The organism is Xanthobacter autotrophicus ATCC 700552 (assembly GCF_043194565.1).
GTDB lineage: Bacteria > Pseudomonadota > Alphaproteobacteria > Rhizobiales > Xanthobacteraceae > Xanthobacter > Xanthobacter autotrophicus_F.
This window is the reverse complement of the sequence record NZ_JBAFVS010000002.1, coordinates 56,183-75,291: the sequence shown is the minus strand read 5'-3', so window position 1 is coordinate 75,291 and position 19,109 is coordinate 56,183. Positions and strand designations below refer to the sequence as shown.

General features: G+C 68.5%; 18 protein-coding genes. 9 read left to right on the top strand and 9 right to left on the bottom strand.

The window, feature by feature from the left end:
- Position 1 precedes the first annotated feature (1 nt).
- The 4 genes from V5F48_RS02230 to V5F48_RS02215 all read left to right on the top strand — a co-directional run bounded on the left by V5F48_RS02230 (position 2) and on the right by V5F48_RS02215 (position 3,927).
- Entirely contained in the window at positions 2-721 is a 720-nt protein-coding gene (locus V5F48_RS02230; RefSeq protein WP_394039656.1) for an ABC transporter ATP-binding protein, read from the top strand.
- A 50-nt stretch (positions 722-771) separates the two neighbouring features.
- Positions 772-1,977, top strand: coding sequence for an ABC transporter substrate-binding protein (locus V5F48_RS02225; protein WP_394039655.1), 1,206 nt, complete (start codon positions 772-774; stop codon positions 1,975-1,977).
- A 65-nt stretch (positions 1,978-2,042) separates the two neighbouring features.
- The gene (locus V5F48_RS02220; RefSeq protein ID WP_394039654.1) at positions 2,043-2,924 is read left to right on the top strand and encodes a branched-chain amino acid ABC transporter permease; all 882 of its coding nucleotides are present in this window, start codon (positions 2,043-2,045) and stop codon (positions 2,922-2,924) included.
- A 10-nt stretch (positions 2,925-2,934) separates the two neighbouring features.
- Positions 2,935-3,927 carry a branched-chain amino acid ABC transporter permease gene (locus V5F48_RS02215; protein ID WP_394039653.1) on the top strand — a complete coding sequence of 331 codons (993 nt, stop codon included), beginning with the start codon at positions 2,935-2,937 and terminating at the stop codon, positions 3,925-3,927.
- A 163-nt stretch (positions 3,928-4,090) separates the two neighbouring features.
- On the opposite strand, the gene V5F48_RS02210 is transcribed toward V5F48_RS02215, so the two are convergent.
- From V5F48_RS02210 to V5F48_RS02195, 4 genes are all read right to left on the bottom strand, one after another.
- Entirely contained in the window at positions 4,091-5,236 is a 1,146-nt protein-coding gene (locus V5F48_RS02210) for a benzoate/H(+) symporter BenE family transporter (RefSeq protein ID WP_394039651.1), read from the bottom strand.
- Between the two features lie 71 nt (positions 5,237-5,307).
- Positions 5,308-6,195: a penicillin-binding transpeptidase domain-containing protein gene (locus V5F48_RS02205; protein WP_394039650.1), complete on the bottom strand. Its 888-nt coding sequence runs from the start codon at positions 6,193-6,195 to the stop codon at positions 5,308-5,310.
- Positions 6,195-7,037, bottom strand: coding sequence for a 3-methyl-2-oxobutanoate hydroxymethyltransferase (gene panB, locus V5F48_RS02200; RefSeq protein WP_394039648.1), 843 nt, complete (start codon positions 7,035-7,037; stop codon positions 6,195-6,197). Before panB ends, V5F48_RS02205 begins: the two co-directional genes overlap by 1 nt.
- Before the next feature lie 92 nt (positions 7,038-7,129).
- Positions 7,130-7,696: an NnrU family protein gene (locus V5F48_RS02195; RefSeq protein WP_394039646.1), complete on the bottom strand. Its 567-nt coding sequence runs from the start codon at positions 7,694-7,696 to the stop codon at positions 7,130-7,132.
- Between the two features lie 423 nt (positions 7,697-8,119).
- Here V5F48_RS02195 and V5F48_RS02190 point away from each other — a divergent pair, with 423 nt between their 5' ends.
- Positions 8,120-8,569 (top strand): L,D-transpeptidase, encoded by a 450-nt coding sequence (locus V5F48_RS02190; protein ID WP_394039644.1) that lies wholly within the window; start codon positions 8,120-8,122, stop codon positions 8,567-8,569.
- A 25-nt stretch (positions 8,570-8,594) separates the two neighbouring features.
- On the opposite strand, the gene V5F48_RS02185 is transcribed toward V5F48_RS02190, so the two are convergent.
- Entirely contained in the window at positions 8,595-10,052 is a 1,458-nt protein-coding gene (locus tag V5F48_RS02185; RefSeq protein WP_394039642.1) for a sodium:proton antiporter, read from the bottom strand.
- Positions 10,053-10,289: 237 nt separating this feature from the next.
- Between V5F48_RS02185 and leuS the strand changes: the two genes are divergently transcribed.
- From leuS to holA, 3 genes are read left to right on the top strand one after another with little or no spacing between them, the layout of a single operon-like run.
- Positions 10,290-12,974 (top strand): leucine--tRNA ligase, encoded by a 2,685-nt coding sequence (leuS, locus tag V5F48_RS02180; RefSeq protein ID WP_394039640.1) that lies wholly within the window; start codon positions 10,290-10,292, stop codon positions 12,972-12,974.
- Positions 12,961-13,575, top strand: coding sequence for an LPS assembly lipoprotein LptE (gene lptE, locus V5F48_RS02175; RefSeq protein ID WP_394039638.1), 615 nt, complete (start codon positions 12,961-12,963; stop codon positions 13,573-13,575). Before leuS ends, lptE begins: the two co-directional genes overlap by 14 nt.
- Positions 13,576-13,578: 3 nt before the next feature.
- On the top strand, positions 13,579-14,607 hold the full coding sequence (gene holA, locus V5F48_RS02170; protein ID WP_394039636.1) for a DNA polymerase III subunit delta: 1,029 nt from the start codon (positions 13,579-13,581) through the stop codon (positions 14,605-14,607).
- A 13-nt stretch (positions 14,608-14,620) separates the two neighbouring features.
- Here holA and V5F48_RS02165 read toward each other — a convergent pair whose 3' ends face one another.
- The 3 genes from V5F48_RS02165 to V5F48_RS02155 all read right to left on the bottom strand — a co-directional run bounded on the left by V5F48_RS02165 (position 14,621) and on the right by V5F48_RS02155 (position 17,362).
- Positions 14,621-15,982, bottom strand: a complete 1,362-nt coding sequence (locus V5F48_RS02165) for an AmpG family muropeptide MFS transporter (protein ID WP_394039634.1) — start codon at positions 15,980-15,982, stop codon at positions 14,621-14,623.
- 124 nt (positions 15,983-16,106) lie between these two features.
- Complete coding sequence (locus V5F48_RS02160; RefSeq protein ID WP_394039632.1) at positions 16,107-16,781, bottom strand: response regulator transcription factor; 675 nt, start codon at positions 16,779-16,781, stop codon at positions 16,107-16,109.
- Positions 16,782-16,888: 107 nt separating this feature from the next.
- Positions 16,889-17,362 carry a secondary thiamine-phosphate synthase enzyme YjbQ gene (locus tag V5F48_RS02155; RefSeq protein WP_394039630.1) on the bottom strand — a complete coding sequence of 158 codons (474 nt, stop codon included), beginning with the start codon at positions 17,360-17,362 and terminating at the stop codon, positions 16,889-16,891.
- Positions 17,363-17,519: 157 nt separating this feature from the next.
- Here V5F48_RS02155 and V5F48_RS02150 point away from each other — a divergent pair, with 157 nt between their 5' ends.
- Positions 17,520-18,476 (top strand): alpha/beta hydrolase, encoded by a 957-nt coding sequence (locus V5F48_RS02150; protein ID WP_394039628.1) that lies wholly within the window; start codon positions 17,520-17,522, stop codon positions 18,474-18,476.
- Positions 18,477-18,483: 7 nt separating this feature from the next.
- Here the strand turns inward: V5F48_RS02150 and V5F48_RS02145 are convergent, their stop codons facing one another.
- Positions 18,484-18,987, bottom strand: a complete 504-nt coding sequence (locus V5F48_RS02145) for a hypothetical protein (protein WP_394039626.1) — start codon at positions 18,985-18,987, stop codon at positions 18,484-18,486.
- Positions 18,988-19,109 lie beyond the last annotated feature (122 nt).

Sequence of the window (19,109 nt, the reverse complement as noted above, 5' to 3'; positions counted from 1 at the left end):
GATGGCCGCATTGAACGGGACGGCGCCCCTTCTGTCGGTGAAGGACCTGCACGGCCACTATGGCGAGAGCCATGTGCTGCACGGCATGACCTTCGACGTGCATCCGGGCGAGGTGGTGACGCTGCTCGGGCGCAACGGCGCCGGCAAGACCACCACCATGCGGGCCATCATGGGCCTGTTGCGCAAGCGCGCCGGCTCCATCCGTTACGAGGGCACTGAAACGGTTGGGCTGCAGCCCAACAAGATCGCGCGCCTCGGCATCGCCATCTGCCCCGAGGAGCGCGGCATCTTCGCCTCGCTCTCGGTGCGCGAAAACCTGCTGCTGCCGCCGGTGGTCCTGCCCGGCGGGCTCTCCGTGGACGAGATCCACCAACTGTTCCCGCGCCTCGAAGAGCGGCGCAACAGCCAGGGCACCAAGCTGTCGGGCGGCGAGCAGCAGATGCTGGCCATCGCCCGCATCCTGCGCACGGGGGCGAAGCTCTTGCTGCTCGATGAGCCCTCCGAGGGTCTCGCTCCGGTCATTGTCCAGCACATCGGCCAGATCATCCGGGACCTCAAGAAAAAGGGGTTCACGGTTCTGCTGGTGGAGCAGAACTTCCACTTCGCCTCCACTGTCGCCGATCGCCACTATGTGGTCGAGCATGGACGCGTGGTGGACATGGTTCCCAATGACAAGATCGCGGAAAACGCGGCACGTCTCGAAGCGTTCCTCGGCGTCTGAAGCCGGGTTCCTGACAGAAAATCCGGCTTGCAGCCGGTGGGAGGAAACACATGCGTCTTGCAGCCATTTTCCTGGCGGCCAGCAGCCTCATGGGCGCCGGCGCCGCTTACGCCCAGGTTCCGGTGAAGATCGGCGTCCTCAACGACCAGTCCGGCCTCTATGCCGACCTCGGCGGCCAGGGCTCGGTGTGGGCCGCCAAGAAGGCGGTGGAAGACTTCGGCGCCGCCGCCAAGGGGCTCAAGGTGGAGGTGATCTTCGCCGACCACCAGAACAAGGCGGACGTGGGCACCTCGGTCGCCCGCCAGTGGTATGACGTGGATGGCGTGGACGCCATCTTCGACACGCCCAATTCCGGCGTCGCCCTCGCGGTCAGCGGCGTCACCAAGGAAAAGAACAAGGTCTTCGTCAATTCCGGCGCGGCCACCTCCGACCTCACCGGCAAGGCCTGCACGCCCAACACCGTGCACTGGACCTACGACACCTGGGCGCTGGCCAACGGCACCGGCAAGGCCATCGTGAAGACCGGTGGCGACACCTGGTTCTTCCTCACCGCCGACTATGCCTTCGGCCACGCTCTCGAGCGCGACACCGAGGCGGTGGTGGTGGCCAACGGCGGCAAGGTGCTGGGCAAGGTGCGCGTGCCGCTCAACAATGCCGACTTCTCGTCCTTCCTGCTGCAGGCGCAGTCGTCCAAGGCCAAGATCATCGGCCTCGCCAATGCCGGCGGCGACACCATCAACTCCATCAAGCAGGCGTCCGAATACGGCATCGTGGAGGGCGGCCAGAAGCTCGCCGGCCTGCTGATCTTCCTCACCGACGTGCATTCGCTCGGCCTGAAGGTGGCGCAGGGCCTGAACCTCACCTCGGCCTGGTATTGGGACATGACCGACGCCAACCGCAAGTTTGCCGACGCCTTCGCGGCGGCCAATGGCGGCAAGCGGCCCACCATGGTGCAGGCCGGCGTGTATTCCGGCGTCACCCACTACCTGAAGGCGGTGGAAGCCGTGAAGTCGGCCAAGGACGGCGCTGCCGTGGTGGCCGAGATGAAGAAGATCCCCACCGACGATCCGCTGTTCGGCAAGGGCGAAGTGCGCGCCGACGGGCGCCACATCCACCCCATGTTCCTGTTCGAGGTGAAGAAGCCGTCGGAGTCGAAGGGCCCCTACGATTACTACACCCTGAAGGCGACCATTCCGGCGAACGAGGCCTTCCGTCCCATCGGCGAGGGTGACTGCCCGCTGGTGAAGAAGGGCTGATCCTCCAATGCAGGCGGGCCGGCCTTAAGGGTCGGTCCGCATCCTCCTGACGAGACGGATCTTCGATGTTCGAGCTTCTCGGCATTCCTCCCCAGGCCCTGTTCGGGCAATTGCTGCTCGGCCTGATCAACGGCGCATTCTACGCCATGCTGAGCCTCGGGCTCGCGGTGATCTTCGGCCTTCTGAACGTGATCAACTTCACCCACGGCGCCCAATACATGATGGGCGCGTTCGGGGCGTGGATGTTGCTCAACTATGCCGGCATCCCGTTCTGGGGCGCGCTGGTGCTGTCGCCCATCATCGTGGCGGCCGTCGGCATGCTGATCGAGCGAACATTGCTCAAACGGCTGTATCATCTCGATCATCTCTACGGCCTGCTGCTCACCTTCGGCCTCGCGTTGATCTTTGAAGGCCTGTTCCGGCGGCAGTACGGCTCATCGGGCCTGCCCTACAACAATCCGCTGCCGGGCGGCACCAACCTCGGCTTCATGTTCCTGCCCAATTACCGCGCCTTCGTGGTGGTGGCCTCCATCGTGGTGTGCTTCGCCACCTGGTATGTGATCGAACGCACCAAGCTCGGCTCCTACCTGCGCGCTGCCACCGAGCGGCCGGACCTGGTGCAGGCCTTCGGCATCGACGTGCCGCGCATGATCACGCTCACCTACGGCTTCGGCGTGGGCCTCGCCGCCCTCGCCGGCGTGCTGGCCGCGCCGGCCTACCAGGTGAGCCCCACCATGGGCTCCAACCTCATCATCGTGGTGTTCGCCGTGGTGGTGATCGGCGGCATGGGGTCCATCATGGGCGCCATCGTCACCGGCTTCGGCCTCGGCATCGTCGAGGGCCTCACCAAGGTGTTCTACCCGGAGGCCTCCTCCACGGTGATTTTCGTCATCATGGCCATCGTGCTCATGGTGAAGCCCGCCGGCCTGTTCGGCACAGCCAAGTGAGCGCGGCGCGATGAGCACCTCCACCCCCACCCATCCCGCCGGCGCGCCCGCGGCCTCCAGCTCCGGCGCCAGCATCGGCACCATCTTCGGCATCCTCGCCATCGCGGTGCTGCTGGCGGCGCCGTTCGGCGTCTATCCCGTGTTCCTCATGAAGGTGATGTGCTTCGCGCTGTTCGCGTGCGCCTTCAACCTGCTGCTCGGCTACACGGGCCTGCTCTCCTTCGGCCATGCCATGTTCTTCGGCGGGTCGGCCTATGTGTGCGCCCACACCATCAAGGTGATGGGCTTCTCGCCGGAGCTGGGCCTCCTTGCCGGCGTCGTCTTCGCCGCCGCGCTGGGCTTCCTCTCCGGCCTGCTCGCCATCCGCCGCCAGGGCATCTACTTTGCCATGGTGACGCTGGCGCTGGCGCAGATGTTCTTCTTCTTCTGCCTGCAAGCCCCTTTCACCGGCGGCGAGGATGGCCTTCAGGCGGTGCCGCGCGGGGCGCTGTTCGGCCTCATCGACCTGTCGAAGGACATCAACCTCTATTACCTGGTGCTGGCCATCTTCGTGTTCGGCTTCCTGGTCATCTACCGGACGATCCACTCGCCGTTCGGGCAGGTGCTCAAGGCCATCCGCGAGAACGAGCCGCGCGCCATCTCGCTGGGCTACCGGGTGAACCAGTACAAGCTGCTCGCCTTCGTGCTCTCGGCGGCGCTGGCCGGCCTTGCGGGGGCGACCAAGGTGCTGGTGTTCCAGCTGGCCTCGCTCACCGACGTGGCCTGGCAGATGTCGGGCGAGGTGATCCTGATGACGCTGGTGGGCGGCATGGGCACCATCCTCGGCCCCATCGTGGGCGCGGCGGTGATCGTGACCATGCAGAACTACCTGGCGGGCCTCGGCGAATGGGTGCTGGTGATCCAGGGCGTCATCTTCGTGCTCGCCGTGTCCCTGTTCCGCCGCGGCTTCGTCGGCGAGGTCATCGCCATCATCCAGCAGTTCAAGGCCAAAAAGGCGGACTGATGCAGGCGGACTGATGCGCGCCGGCGGACACCGCCGGCTGAGCACATGCAGATCCCACGGGCGACCGGCGTCGCCCGTGGGATTTCTTGTTTCAAGTCCTGTGCGTCACATTCCGCGCTTCAGACCTGAGGTCCCGGTCGCTGGCCGGCCGTGAAGGTCGCGCTCAGACCCGCCGCAGGTGATCCAGGCCGACAATGAGAAGCCCCGCCGCCAGCCCCCACACCGGTGCGCCGAGGCCCAGGGCGGTGACCCCCGAAGCGGTGGTGGCGAAGGTGGCGACCGCCGCCACCCGGTGCTTCTCTTCATTCAGCGCCGCCGTCAGCGCGCCGGTCAGCGGGGACAGCAGGGCGAGGCCGGCGATGGTGGCGATGAGGGCGGGCGGCAGGGCGGCGAACACCCCCACCAGCGAGGCGCCGGCCGCCGCCAGCAGCAGGTAGAAGCCGGCATAAACCGGTCCCGCCAGCCAGCGTCGCTTCGAATCGGGATGGGTCTCCGGCCCCGTGCACAAGGCGGCGGTGATGGCGGCCAGGTTGGTGGCATGGGCGCCGAAGGGCGCGCTCGCCATGGAGGCGAGGCCGGTGACGGCGAGGATGGGCCGCACCGGCGGCATGTAGCCGCTCGCGCGCAGTACCGCGAAGCCGGGCAGGTTCTGCGAGGCCATGGTGACGAGGAACAGGGGCAGGGCGAGCCCCACCAGCACCGAGGGCTCGAACCGCGGCGTGGTCCACACCAGGGCCGACAGTTCCGGCGTCGGCATGGGGCCGACCCGGCCGAGCAGGACGGCCCCGGCGCCGCCCGCCACCAGCGCGGCGGGCACCGCCCAGTTGGGCGACAGAAGCCGCACGATGAAGAACACCGCGATCACCGGCAGCACCAGGGCCGGGGATGCCGCCGCATGCTCGGCCAGCGCCATGACGAACCGGGCAAGCACGCCGGCCAGCATGGCGGCAGCCACCGCCACCGGAATGCGCGCCACCAGCGTGCCCAGGGGCTTCACCGCCGCGCACAGCACCACCAGCAGGCCGGCGACCAGAAAGGCGCCGGTGGCCGAGGCCATGCCGATCCCCGATCCGAAACCGGCGATGAGCGCTGCCCCCGGCGTGGACCATGCGGCGATGATGGGCATGCGGTAGCGCATGGAGAGCAGGGCGGAGCTTGCCGCGATGGCAAGGCAGATGGCGGCGACCCAGGAGGAGGCCTCGGCGGGGCTCGCCCCCACCTCGGCGGCGGCGGCGAGGATCAGGGCGAGGGTTCCGCCGAATCCCACGAGCGCCGCGACGAAGGCGGAGACGATGACGGAGACGCGCACGGGCCTGTCCTTGGCTGAATGGCGTGTGGGCGGGAGCGGCAAAGGAAAGGAAGGGGAAGCCGCCGGCCGGATCAGGGCGCCTGCGCCGCCAGCACCGGGGCGAGGATGGCGATGGCCTGCCGCCGCGCCAGTGGGCCGAGGGGCTCGGGGGCGGCGATGTCGAGGGCGGTGAAGCGTACGAACACCACGGTGTGCGCCGCCTTGCGGGCAAAGCCCACAAACCAGCCGAACGGCCGCCCGCGGTCCAGGCCGCCGTCGGCGAGCCGGCCATAGCCGGTGCCGGTCTTGCCGAACACCAGCCAGCCGGCGGGCTGCTCCTCGATGGCCATGAGGCGCTCGGTGGCGGCGACCGCTTCGGCGGAGACGGGCAGGGTGCCCTTCAGCATGCGGCGCAGGAAATCGATCTGCTCGCGCGGCGAGAGGCGCAGCGACGAAGAGAGCCAGAACCGGACCAGCGGCTCGTCCTCGCCCTGCAGCCCGCCCATGTTCTCGTTGCCGTAGGCGAAGCCCTTCAGGTATCCGGCAATGCGCTCGCGCCCCAGGTCGCGGGCAAGGATCTGGGAATACCAGACCACGGAGTTGCGCATCCAGGAGAGGGGAGTCTGCGGGCCGCGCGCGGCTTCGCGCTCCGGCGTCTCGCCGGCCGGCGGGGAGAAGACCGGCTGGGTCTCGCTCTTCAGCAGGCCGGCATCATAGCCCATGAGGGCGAGGGCGATCTTGAAGGTGGAAGCGGGCGGATGGCGGGTGGCGCACAGGCCCTGCTTGGCCAGCACCCGCCCGGTATCCAGATCGGTGGCGATGAAGCAGTCTTCCGCGGCCCGCGCCGGCGTGGCGGGCACCACGGCGGCGAGGGCGAGGAGAAGGCCAAAAAAGGCGCGACCAAAAACGGCGCGACCAAGAAGGGTGCGGCCGAGAAAGGCGCGATCGAGGGAGACCCCCGCAGTCCGGCGCGCACCCATCAGGAGGCTTTCGCCGGCTTCTCGACCAGGCGCGGGGCGTAGGTGTGCTCGGCGGACGGGAAGGTGCGGGCGCGCACCTCGTCGGCATAGCTGGCCACCGCCTTCTCGATGTCCGGGCCGAGATTGGCGTATTTCTTGACGAACTTGGGCACCCGGTCGCCGAGGCCCAGCATGTCCTCCAGCACCAGGATCTGGCCGTCGCAGGCGGGCGAGCCGCCGATGCCGATGGTGGGCGGCGCCACCTCCTCGGTGATGCGGCGGGCCAAAGGCTCGGCGATGGCTTCGAGCACGATGGAGAAGGCCCCGGCCTCGGCGATGGCGCGGGCGTCGTCGAGGATGATGGAGGCCTCGGCATCGTCCCGGCCGCGGGCCTTGAACGAGCCGAGCGTGTTGATGGCCTGGGGGGTGAGGCCCACATGGCCCATCACCGGCACGCCACGATCCACCAGGAAGCGCACGGTCTCCGCCATGCGGCGGCCGCCTTCCAGCTTCACCGCGCCGGCGCCGGTCTCCTTCAGCACGCGGGCGGCGGTGTGGAAGGCTTCCGTGTGGCTCGCCTCGTAGCTGCCGAAGGGTAGGTCCACCACGATGAGGGCGCGTTTGGTGCCCCGCACCACGGCGCGGCCGTGGACGATCATCATCTCCACGGTGACGGGCACGGTGGTTTCCATGCCGTGCATCACCATGCCGAGGCTGTCGCCCACCAGGATCACGTCCACATGGCGGTCGAGCAGGCGCGCCGTGTGGGCATGGTAGGAGGTGAGGGAGACGATGGGCTCGCCTCCCTTGCGCGCCTGGATCTGCGGCGCCGTGATGCGGCGGGCATCGGCCTGACTGGACATGGCGTTCCTCTTGTTCCCTTGCGGATGCGACAGGCCCGCGCGGCACCTGAGCGAAACCTTCCGGCATCGGTCGAGGTCCGACGCCTGTGGGATCACATGACGGGCACGCCGATCACATATGGATGGAATAGGTAGGCGAGCGCAGCATAGAGCACCAGCCCCCCGCCCACGACGAGGGCGTCGCCGGCAAAATTGTTCGGCGCCACCGGCAGGGGATCGCCGCGCCGCTTCACCGCGATGCGGTCATAGACCGCCCAGGCCAGCACCGCGCCGAACAGCACGATGGAGGCCGCGTCGCCATTGGCGAGGAGGTGGGCGAGGGCCCAGATCTTCACGCCCACCAGCATGGGATGCTTCAGCCAGGCCTTGATGTGGCTCGGCACATAGGCCGCCACCAGCGCGATGGAGGCGAACAGCATCAGCAGCAGGGTGAGGTGGCGCAGGCCCCGCGGCGGGGTCCACAGCTCCGGTGCGCCATTGGCCCGCCACAGGGCAAATCCATAGGCGGTGAGCAGCAGCCCGCTGACGGCAAGCAGGGAGAAGAAGCCTTTGTAGGTCGCCTCCCCGAATTGGGTGATGAGCTTGGCCCGAAGACCCCTGAGGCTAGCCACCACATGGATGCCGAGGAAAACGAAGAGGCCGAACAGCATCATCACCATGGATTGATCTCCCGCGCCGGCGCCCGTCCGGCGGCCGTGAAGGGCCGGCCGGTCCTGAAGGACGGCGCGGGGACCATAGACCATTTTGGAGGAAAGCGGGCGGCGCACCGCGTGAAGAAAATGCGACGGAACAAGCAACTAGGTCGCCTTCGCGCAAGCGTGAAGCGGGTGCGGCCAGACCGTGCAACCGACGCCGTAGCGGAAAGGGCTACCCCTCACCGGGCGGGATCGTGCCGGCCGTGCAGCCTTGCGTTGCAGCCTCGGCGTGGCAGTATGATTTCCCCAAGGGGAGGAGGTGCGGCCATGGCAAGGGTAAGCGCCGGTTTCCATGCTGCGGGACGCACTATCACGTGGTTTGCAGTCACGCGACTTGCAATCATGAGGCTTGCCACCATAACGCTTGGGGCCGTCAAGCGTGAGGTCGTGACGCATCGGACGGGGGCGCCATGGCGGGCCGTACCGGCGGCGGTGGCCCTGCTCCTCCTGTCGGGTGTCCTGTTCCGGGCCGAGGCGGCGGCGGTGGTGGCGCGGGTGGACCTGTCGTCCCAGCGCATGACGGTCTCGGTGAACGGGGTGCCGCGCTATTCCTGGCTCGTCTCCACCGCGCGGCGGGGCTATGTGACGCCCACCGGCGTCTACCGGCCGCAGCGGCTCTACCGTGAGTATTATTCGCGCAAGTACTACAACTCACCCATGCCCTATTCGATCTTCTACAGCGGCGGCTTCGCCATCCACGGCAGCTATGCGGTGAGCCAGCTGGGGGGACCGGCCTCCCACGGCTGCATCCGCCTGCATCCGGCGAACGCGGCGACGCTCTATTCCCTGGTCCGGAGCTATGGCCAAGGCAACACGACGATCGTGATCACGCGCTGAGGCGACCGGCAGCGCGCTCCGCCGGTCAGATGAAGTACAGCACCGTCAGCAGCGCGAAGCAGGGCAAGAGGAACACGATCGACCAGCCCATGTAGCCGAAGAACGTCGGCATCTTCACGCCGCGGTGGCGGGCGATGGAGACCACCATGAAGTTCGGCGCGTTGCCGATATAGGTCATGGCGCCCATGAACACCGCGCCGGCCGAGATCGCCTCCAGCGTCACCGCGAGCGGCCCCATGAGCTGGTGCGGGTCGCCGCCGGCGAGATTGAAGAACACCAGATAGGTGGGTGCGTTGTCGAGGAAGGCGGAGAGCGCCCCCGTCAGCCAGAAATACCACACGTTCACCGGCTGCCCGTCCGCTCCCGTCACGAGGTTCACCAGCGGGGAGAAGGCGCCGCGCGAGCCGGCCTTGAGAATGGCAATGACCGGTATTATGGTGAGGAAGATGGCGGCAAACAGCTTCGCCACCTCCACGATCGGCTCCCAGTCAAAGCCGTTGCGCTCGCGCACGATGGCGGGGGTGATGACGAGGGAGACCAGGGCCAGGGCCACCAGCAGCACGTCGCGCACGATCCACTGCAACTCCACAGGGGTGCCGTAGATGTTGAAGGCGATGCCGGGCTTCCACAGGGCGCTGAGCAGGATGGCGCCGATGATGCCCACCAGCAGCGGCAGGTTCTGCACGCCGCGCAGCCCGATCCCTTCCGTCGCCGGGGTCGGATCGGGCCGTTTCACGGCGGCGTCCTCCTTGGCGTAGAAGTGGCGGTCGAGCAGGTAGAAGGCGACCAGCAGGATCGCCGCGATCACCGCCGTGTCGTGCAGCAGGTGGGTGGTGGTCCAGAAGAAGTTCACGCCCTTCAGGAAGCCGAGGAACAGGGGCGGGTCGCCCAGCGGCGTTAGCGAGCCGCCGATGTTGGACACCAGGAAGATGAAGAAGATCACCGTGTGCACATTGTGCCGCCGGTCGTCATTGGCGCGCAGCAGCGGGCGGATCAGCACCATGGAGGCGCCGGTGGTGCCGATGAGGCTGGCGATCAGGGTGCCGATGGCGAGGATGAGGGTGTTCACCGCCGGCGTGCCCTTGATATTCCCCGTCACCAGCACGCCGCCGGAGACCGTGAAGAGGGCGAACAGCAGGATGATGAAGGGGATGTATTCCAAGAGCGCGGTATGCACCACCTCGTGACCCGTGGCCGATGGGCCGTAGACCGCGGCGAACGGCACGACGAAGGCGAGGCCCCAGAACAGGGCGATCTTGCCGTAATGGTGATGCCAGAAGTGGTTCGCCAGCAGCGGAAACAGGGCGATCGACAGCAGCATGCCGGCGAAGGGCAGGGCCCAGAGCGGGGACAGCCGCGCCCCGTCGAGCACCGGCAGGCCCTCCGCCGCGACGGCGGGCGAGGCGGCCGCCAGGAGGAGCGTGAAGAGGAGCGTGAAGGGGGGTAGGGCAAAGGCGGCCGCGGACCTGAGACCAAGCTTCATCCCGCGACCCTGCGCTGCCATCGCCACCCCCCTCGGATTACCCCTCAAGGCTTGATGAACGAAGCCTACGCCGGTGGCAAGCTTGGACCTTCGCGCGATGGGACCCCGGCATGCGGCCAAAAGCACACCAACGTGGCCTCCCGACGGATCGGGGCGGGCCCGTCCGGACCGGGAGAATGGTTGACCGGGCGGCCTGTTTCTGTCCTAGTCCCGCCCGATTTTACCCTTGACGGATCCATGACCCAAGATCGTACGACGGAGCGCGACCAGGATCGTGCGCAAGACCGTAGCCTCGACCGCTACAATGCCCGCGAAGCCGAACCCCGGTGGCAGAAGACCTGGGCCGAGCGCGGCATCTTCCGCACGCGCAACGACGACCCGCGCCCGAAATTCTTCGTCATGGAGATGTTTCCCTATCCGTCGGGGCGCATCCATATCGGCCACGGCCGCAACTATGTGATGGGCGACGTGCTCGCGCGCTACAAGCGCATGCAGGGCTTCAACGTGCTGCATCCCATGGGCTGGGACGCCTTCGGCCTGCCGGCGGAGAATGCCGCCATCGAGCGTGGCATCCATCCCAAGAGCTGGACCTACGAGAACATCGCTTCCATGCGCGAGCAGCTGCAGCTGCTCGGCCTCTCGCTGGACTGGAACCGCGAGATCGCCACCTGCGACCCGTCCTATTACGCCGAGCAGCAGCGCATCTTCCTCGATTTCCTCGACCATGGCCTCGCCTATCGCAAGGAGAGCGAGGTCAATTGGGATCCGATGGACAACACCGTGCTCGCCAACGAGCAGGTCATCGACGGGCGCGGCTGGCGCTCGGGCGCCATCATGGAGCGGCGCAAGCTCAGCCAGTGGTTCCTGCGCATCACTGATTTCGCCCAGGAACTGCTGGACGCCCTCGATACGCTGGACCGCTGGCCCGAGAAGGTGCGCCTTATGCAGCGCAACTGGATCGGCCGCTCGGAAGGCATGGAGGTGCTGTTCGAGTTCACCAGGGCCTCGGTGGCGGCCGGCACGCTGCCGGCGGCGTCGAAGGCGGTGAAGGTCTACACCACCCGTCCGGACACCCTGTTCGGCGCCTCCTTCCTGGCGCTGTCGCCGGATCATCCGCTGGCCCAACACCTGGGGCAGAAGGATGCGGCCCTCGCCGCCTTCATCGCCGAATGCAAGCGCGGCGGCACCTCGGCCGAGGAGATCGAGACCCAGGAGAAGAAGGGCTACCCGACCGGCCTCGAGGTGGTCCACCCGCTGGACGACAAGCGCACCGTGCCGGTCTATGTGGCCAACTTCGTGCTCATGGACTACGGCACCGGCGCCATCTTCGGCTGCCCGGCCCACGACCAGCGGGATCTCGACTTCGCCCGCAAGTACGGGCTTTCCGTCACCCCCGTGGTGCTGCCGGCGGAGACCGATCCCGGCGCCTTCGCGGTGGACGACGTGGCCTATGACGGCGACGGCAGCCTGTTCAATTCCGGCTTCCTCGACGGCATGAGCGTGCCGGAAGCCAAGGAAGCCGTGGCCCGCCGGCTGGAGCGCTATCGCATCGGCGATGAGCCCCAGGGCACGCGGCGGGTGAATTTCCGCCTGCGCGACTGGGGCATCTCGCGCCAGCGCTATTGGGGCTGTCCCATCCCGGTGATCCATTGCGACACCTGCGGCCCCGTGGGCGTGCCGCGCGAGCAATTGCCGGTGGTGCTGCCCGACGATGTCACCTTCGACCGTCCCGGCAATCCGCTGGACCGCGCCAAGGCGTGGCGCGATGTGCCGTGCCCCAAGTGCGGCAAGCCGGCGCGGCGCGAGACCGACACCATGGACACCTTCGTGGATTCGTCCTGGTATTACCTGCGCTATGCGTCGGACAATCCGCAGGTGCCGCTGGACAAGGACGCGGTGGCCCACTGGCTGCCGGTGGACCAGTATATCGGCGGCATCGAGCATGCGATCCTGCACCTGCTCTATTCGCGCTTCTTCACCCGGGCGCTGAAGCGCTGCGGGCGCGTGGACCTGGACGAGCCCTTCGCCGGCCTGTTCACCCAGGGCATGATCGTCCACGAGACCTATAAGGATACCGCTGGCAAGTGGCTGTTCCCGGAGGAGGTGAAGCTCCTCGGCAACGGCCGCGCGGTGAAGATCGCGGACGGCTCGGACGTCACCGTTTCCCCGCCGGAGAAGATGTCCAAGTCCAAGCGCAACGTGGTGGCCCCCGAGGTGGTGGCGGATACCTACGGCGTGGATTGCGCCCGCTGGTTCATGCTCTCCGACACCCCGCCCGAGCGTGACAGCGAGTGGACGCAGGGCGGCATCGAGGGCGCATGGCGCTTCGTGCAGCGGGTCTGGCGGCTGGTGAACGAGGCGGTGGAACTGGGTGCCCCCGCCGGCGCACTGCGTCCCGAGGCCTTCTCGGATGTGGCCACCGGCCTGCGCCGGGCCGCCCATGGCCTGGTGGCCACGGTGGCCGAGGACATCGAGCGTCTGCGCTTCAACGTGGCGGTGGCCCACGTCCACGAATTCGCCAACGCCTTCGGCAGCGCCATCGCCGCGGCCCGGGCGGAGACGGACGTACCGCCCGACCTCGCCTTCGCCCTGCGTGAGGCGGCGGAAATGCTCGCCTGCGTGGTCGCGCCCATGGTGCCGCACCTGGCAGAGGAATGCTGGGTGGTCCTCGGCGGCGGTACGTTGGTGGCGCAGGCCCCGTGGCCGAAGGTGGAGGCCGACCTGCTGCGTCAGGACACGGTCACACTTCCGATCCAGATCAATGGCAAGAAGCGGGATGATATCGTCGTGCCGCGCGATGCCACGGCGGCGGAAGTGGAAGCCCTGGTGCTGAATCTGGAAAGCGTGCAGCGGGCACTCGACGGCCGCGCGCCAAAGCGTATCATCGTGGTGCCGCAGAGGATCGTGAATGTCGTTGCCTGATCCCTCGACCCAAGCTTCCCGCCCCGCTTCCCGGCTGGGGCGGCTCGCCGCTGCACCGCTTGCGGCGCGGCTGGTGCTCGTGTGCGCCCTCGCCGGCACGCTGGCCGGGTGCTTCCAGCCGCTCTACGCGGAAAATTCCACGGTGGGCGGACCGGCCCTCATGGACAAGTTCCGGGACGTGGATGTCATCGAGATCCGTGGCCGGCTGGGCAACGACCTGCGCAACGACCTCATTTTCGCCCTCACCGGCGGGTCGGGTAATCCGAAGGGCGCGCCGCTGCAGCTGATCATCGCGGTGGATACCTCCACATCCACGGCCATTGTGAACTCGTCTTCGGGCCTGCCCGAAAACCAGGTGATCCGCGTGACCGCCAACTGGCGCCTGGTGAAGGCGGCCGACGATCCGAAGAAGGCGGTGGTCGTCACCTCCGGTGCGGCATCGGGTACCGCCACCATCGACACGAGCGACCAGCGCTTCGCCAATTACAGCGCCACCATCGACGCCGAGAAGCGCGCCGCGCGCGGTGTCGCGGACCAGATCAAGGCCCAGCTTGGCGCCTTCTTCATCCGGAACCCCAGCGCCCCCGGCTCGGCGAGCTGAGCCGTGGTCGCGGTGCGGCCCGGCGACGCCGAGTCGGCGCTGGCCCGGCGCGATCCGGGGAAAAGCGTCGTCCTCATCTTCGGACCCGATACCGGCCTCGTGCATGAGCGTGCCCAGGGTCTGGTGCGCCGGGCGGTGCCCGATGCGCATGATCCGTTCGCCCTGGTGCGCCTCGAAGGCGACGACATCTCCGCCGACCCGCGCCGCCTGATCGACGAGACCTCCACCATCGGCCTGTTCGGCGGCGAGCGGGTGGTGTGGGTGCGCGCCGGCAGCCGCAACATCGTGCCGGCGCTTCAGCCGGTGCTCGCGGGCCGCTGCGACGCGCTGGTGGTGGTGGAGGCCGGCGACCTCAAGAAGGGCGCCCCCTTGCGCGCCCTGTGCGAGAACGCCCCCAACGCCCTCGCCATCGCCTGCTATGCCGACAGCGATCGCGACCTCTCCCGCCTGGTCGATGCGATGATGGCCGAGGCGGGACTTGCCATTGATCGGGACGCCCGGGACCTGCTCGTCTCCCTCATCGGCGGCGATCGGCTGGCCTCCCGCGGGGAGATCGCCAAGCTGATCCTCTACGCCTTGGGGCAGCAGCGGGTGAGCCTTGTGGATGTGCGTACCATCGTGGGCGATGCCTCGGCGCTGGCCCTCGACGACGTGGTGGATTCGGCGCTGGCCGGAGAAACGCGGGAGGCGCTGGCCGCTCTCGCCAAGGCCCTCGGCGCCGCCACCCGGCCCGATGCGGTGCTCGGCAGCCTGCTGCGGGCGCTCACGGCCCTGCACCCCATGGCGCTGGCGGTGGCCGGCGGAGCCAGCCCCGACCAGGTGGTGGGATCGGCCCGCCCGCCGGTGCATTTCTCGCGCAAGGCCAAGCTGGAGAAGGCGTTGCGCGCCCTCGATCCGGACCGCTGCCTGAAGGCGCTGCTGGCGGTGGACGACGCGGTGCTCGCCGCCCGCCGCAACGCGCCCCTCGCCCCCGCCATCTGCGAGCGGGTGGTGCTTCAGGTGGCCCAGCAGGCGGGACGGGGGCGGCGGTAGACCCGGTGCGGGGTCAGCCGGCTTCGTCCGGCCTCAATCCCCGGAAGTGCCCCTTCGCCTGCAGCCAGCCCAGCGCCGCGAGGCCCGGCAGGCCCGCCACTGCGGTGAGGGTGAAGAACAGCGGCCAGCCCGACGCCTGGGCAATGGCGCCGCTGGAAGAGCCGAGCAGGGTCCGGCCCACGGCGGTGAGGGCCGTGAGCAGCGCATATTGGGTGGCCGTGTGCTCGCGCGCGCCGCACAGGGCCGAGAGATAGGCGACGAAGATCACGGTGCCGATGGCGCTGGTGAAGTTCTCCACCAGGATGACGCCGGTGAGCACGCTTGCGTTCGGCCCGGCATAGGCCTGCAAGGTGAAGCCGAGGTTCGACGTCATCTGCAGCACGCCGGAGATCCACAGGCAGGTGACGAGCGGATAGGCACGGGCGAAATAGGCCCCGACGAAGCCGCCGACGATGGTGCCGCCGAAACCCACCACCTTCACGATTTCCACGTAGGTCGCCTTGCTGAAGCCGATATCGAGCACGAACGGCCCGGTGAGCACGCCGGCGAAGGCATCGCAGAATTTGAACAGCATGACGAACAGCAGGACCATCACCGCCTGGTCGCGGGTGAGGAAGTCGCGGAACGCCCCCACCGTGGTGGCGATGAGCCGCTGTCCGGTGCCCTCGCCCGGGACCCGTTCCGGAGCCTTCGGCTCGCGGGCGAACAGGGTGGCGATGACGCCGATGGCCACGCACGCCCCCGCCAGCATGTAGCCCCAGAACCAGCTGGTGCCACGCGGCAGGCCGTGCGCCTCCTCAAGATACGCCACCAGGGCAATGACACCGGCGCCCGTCGCCAGCATGGCCAGCCGGTAGCCGGTGACGTAGCCCGCCATACCGGCGGCCTGCTCGCTGGAGGTGTCCAGCCGCTCCACGCGGAAGGCGTCCACCGCAATGTCCTGGGTGGCGGAGGCGATGGCGACCACCAGCGCGCAGGCGGCCACCGCGAATGGGGTTGCTACCGGGTCCTGCACCGCGAGCGCGGCGATGGCCGCCATGAGCACGATCTGGCAGGCCAGCAGCCATCCGCGCCGCCGGCCCAGCAGCCGCGACAGCAGCGGCACGTCGACGGCATCGAGCACCGGCGCCCAGAGGAATTTCAGGGTGTAGGGCAGGCCGACCAGGCTGAAGAGGCCGATGGTGGTGAGCGTCACCCCCACGTCCTTCATCCACAGGGCGAGGGTGCCGCCGGTGAGCGCCAGAGGCAGGCCGGATGAGAAGCCGAGCAGGCTGACGCTCAGCACGTCGCGCTGGGTATAGAGCGCGAACGCCTCTTTCAGGGAGCGGCGCTGGGGCTCGGTGCTGCCGGGCGGGCTGAGGGTTTGCTCGGTCATGGGGCTCCTTCGGCCGTGCGGGTGGGCAAGCGCGCTCGTGGAACCCCGCGCTTGCCTGTCCCGACCGTTTAAAGCCTGACCGGTGAAAAGGTCCCTACTGCGGCGGCGCCATTGGCACTGGCCCTCAGGCCTGCGACTGGCTCCAGAGCCCGGCTTCCACCTTGGAGACCGCGATCACGGCTTGGGTGCGGCTTTCCACGCTGAGCTTCTGCAGGATGGCGGAGACGTGGGCCTTCACCGTTGCTTCCGAGACGCTCAGCTCATAGGCGATCTGCTTGTTGAGCCGGCCTTCGGACAGCATCATCAGCACCCGCACCTGCTGCGGTGTCAGGGTGGCAAGGCGGGCGATGATGGCATCCGTCTCGGCGTCGGCGCGCGCGGCGAGGCTGATGTCCGACGGCACGAAGGTCTCGCCCCCGAGCACGCTCGCCACGGCGTCGCGCATGGCGGCAACGCTCATGGTCTTGGGGATGAAGCCCGACGCGCCGAGGTCCATGCAGCGGCGGATGACGGCGGACTCTTCGTTCCCCGACACCACGACCACCGGCAGGCTGGTATATTGGGCGCGCAGATAGATGAGGCCGGAGAAGCCACGGGCCCCCGGCATGGTGAGGTCGAGCAGGATCAGGTCGAAGTCGCGGTCGCGTTCCAGGAACGCGGTCAGGTCGTCGAAGGTGCCGACCTCCTCGATGGTGGCGTCGGCGTGACGTCCCAGCACCGCCTCCCGCAGGGCACCGCGGAACAGGGGGTGATCGTCGGCGATAACGAGGCGCAGGCTGCCCCCAGCGGCTTCTCCCAATGCTCCCTCCCCAACGGCTCCGCTCTTCTTATCACCGCGGGGGGATGGCGCCCGCCGCGAATCGGCCTGTCCGATCATCAATCCATGGCGGAGCGGTGACAAGCCGGTCACGCCATATGACCGATTGTTCCCGTGAATACCAGCACCACCTCGCGGTGTTGGGGACGGTTGCGGTGTTCGATCAGGTAAAGGCCCTGCCAGGTGCCGAGCGCCATGCGGCCCCCGGTCACCGGAATGGAGAGGCTGGTGTCGCTCAGAAGGGTGCGCACATGGGCCGGCATGTCGTCCGGCCCCTCGGTATCGTGGACCCAGCCGAAATCGCGCGGGGCGAGGCTGTCGAGGGCGCTGAGAAGATCCGTGCGCACGTCCGGGTCGGCATTTTCCTGGATGGTGAGCGAGGCCGAGGTGTGGCGGCAGAACACCGTCAGCACCCCCGCGCCGGCCGTGATGTCGTCGAGGAAAGCCGCCGCCTCGGCGGTGATCTCGGTGAAGCCTTCCCCCGGCGTTTTCACCTGAAGGCGAGCCTCGGCGTGGCGCACGGCATCGCTCAGGGTCGGGGCGGAGCGGGTGATGCGGGCCATGGCGGGTCTCCTGCGGGGCGCCGGTGCGCAGGATCCGGCCAGCGTGGTTTCTGGTATCGGCGTCTTGCGTGGAGCGGTTCCGGCTCGTACCAGTTTTCGCATCTCCCCGTCTTCCCTCGCGATCGCGGCTGGCCGCCGCTGCCAAGGACAGTCGCCGATGTCGAAGCTGGTTCTCGATGCCGCCGTGTTCTCGCCGGCGGCCGTCGCGCCCGATACCCGCATGGTCAACGACGCCATCGTCAAGATCATGAAGACCATTCCCGACCGCTGGGCGGTGCCGCTGCCGGAGATCCGCGCCGCGCGGCTGTCCGGCAAGGGGGTCTTCCCGCTGGCGCCTGAGAGCGCGCGGGCGCGGCAGGAGACCATTCCCGGCCCGCGCGGCCCGGTGCCGGTGCGCATCTACATGCCGGACGGCCCGCCCAACGGCGTCTACCTCCACATCCATGGCGGCGGCTGGACCATGGGCTCGGCGCGGGAGAACGAGGCGATGCTGGACCGCATCGCCGGCCAGTGCGGGCTCGCGGTGGTCTCGGTGGACTATGCGCTCGCCCCCGAGGAGCCGTATCCCGCCGGCCCCGACGATTGCGAGGCGGCGGCGCTGTGGCTGGTGAAGGACGGCGGCGCGCGCTTCGGCACTGCCCGTTTCGCCATCGGCGGCGAATCGGGCGGGGCCACGCTGGCGGTGGCGACGCTGGTGCGGCTGCGCGACACGCACCAGCTTTCGCCGTTCTCCGCGGCGGTGCTGACCGCTGGCTGCTTCGATTTGCGCCTCACGCCCTCGGCGCGCAACTGGGGCGACGAGCCGCTGGTGCTGAACACGCGGGATATCGTCTTCTTCGTGAACAATTATCTGAGGCTGGAGGGCAGGGCGGATGCGCCGGACGTGTCCCCGCTGCTCGGCAACCTGAAGGGCCTGCCGAAGGCGTTGTTCATGGTGGGCACGCGCGATGCGCTACTCGACGACACCCTGTTCATGGCCAACGCCTGGCTGGCCGCCGGCAATGCCACGGCACTCGATGTCTATCCCGGCGGCTGCCACGTCTTCATCGGCTTTCCCGGCACCCTCGCCGACCAGGGCCTGAAGCGCATGTGCGACTACCTGACGGAATTCTGAAGGCCGCTCACAGGCGCTCCTCGCCGGTCGGGGCGCGCAATTCGTCGATGAGGCCTTTCAGGCGCCGGTAGAAGCGTTCCGCATAGGCGAACGCCTGGTCGAGGTCGGTGGTGTCCGGAGCGGCGCCCGGCGGCGGGACCGGGGTTCCCGGCTGGGGCTGGGCTTGCGCTTGGGCCTGGCCGGTCGTGCGGCGCAGGGTGTCCACCTCGGCCTTGAGGCGGGCGATCTCGGCCTCATAGGCATCGCGGGCGTCCGGCACCACCTCGCAGGTGAAGCCCGAGGGCCGCTTGGCGCACAGGGACACAAGGCCGGTCTCCCGGTCGAGCTTCAGCGCGCCGCCCTCCACCGGGGCGAACGCGAAGCGCGGCGCCGAGGTCTCGCCGGACGGTGCCGCCTGGGGCGTTGCCGGCGTGCCCTGCGCCACGGCGGGGGCGAGCGGGAGGATGACCAGCAGGGAGAGAACCGGGGCGCACAGGGTGACGCGGCGCAGATCAGCGGCGGAACGGGTCATCATCGCCTCCCGTGAGGGGCGGCTCGCGCGGCCGCCCGTTGGCGAAACATAAGCGCTCCGGCCCGCTCCGGAAGGGGTCGGCCTGACCTCTACAGGGTGTCTCAAGGCATAACGGAACAGCC

Bases quoted from the DNA above. Each gene is read 5' to 3' on its own strand.
- V5F48_RS02195 (WP_394039646.1), bottom strand. From the start codon at position 7,696: ATGGTGATGATGCTGTTCGGCCTCTTCGTTTTCCTCGGCATCCATGTG.
- V5F48_RS02145 (WP_394039626.1), bottom strand. From the start codon at position 18,987: ATGACCCGTTCCGCCGCTGATCTGCGCCGCGTCACCCTGTGCGCCCCG.
- V5F48_RS02230 (WP_394039656.1), top strand. From the start codon at position 2: ATGGCCGCATTGAACGGGACGGCGCCCCTTCTGTCGGTGAAGGACCTG.
- V5F48_RS02150 (WP_394039628.1), top strand. From the start codon at position 17,520: ATGTCGAAGCTGGTTCTCGATGCCGCCGTGTTCTCGCCGGCGGCCGTC.
- V5F48_RS02225 (WP_394039655.1), top strand. From the start codon at position 772: ATGCGTCTTGCAGCCATTTTCCTGGCGGCCAGCAGCCTCATGGGCGCC.
- V5F48_RS02205 (WP_394039650.1), bottom strand. From the start codon at position 6,195: ATGGGTGCGCGCCGGACTGCGGGGGTCTCCCTCGATCGCGCCTTTCTC.
- leuS (WP_394039640.1), top strand. From the start codon at position 10,290: ATGACCCAAGATCGTACGACGGAGCGCGACCAGGATCGTGCGCAAGAC.
- panB (WP_394039648.1), bottom strand. From the start codon at position 7,037: ATGTCCAGTCAGGCCGATGCCCGCCGCATCACGGCGCCGCAGATCCAG.
- V5F48_RS02185 (WP_394039642.1), bottom strand. From the start codon at position 10,052: ATGAAGCTTGGTCTCAGGTCCGCGGCCGCCTTTGCCCTACCCCCCTTC.
- V5F48_RS02165 (WP_394039634.1), bottom strand. From the start codon at position 15,982: ATGACCGAGCAAACCCTCAGCCCGCCCGGCAGCACCGAGCCCCAGCGC.
- V5F48_RS02155 (WP_394039630.1), bottom strand. From the start codon at position 17,362: ATGGCCCGCATCACCCGCTCCGCCCCGACCCTGAGCGATGCCGTGCGC.
- lptE (WP_394039638.1), top strand. From the start codon at position 12,961: ATGTCGTTGCCTGATCCCTCGACCCAAGCTTCCCGCCCCGCTTCCCGG.
- V5F48_RS02220 (WP_394039654.1), top strand. From the start codon at position 2,043: ATGTTCGAGCTTCTCGGCATTCCTCCCCAGGCCCTGTTCGGGCAATTG.
- V5F48_RS02215 (WP_394039653.1), top strand. From the start codon at position 2,935: ATGAGCACCTCCACCCCCACCCATCCCGCCGGCGCGCCCGCGGCCTCC.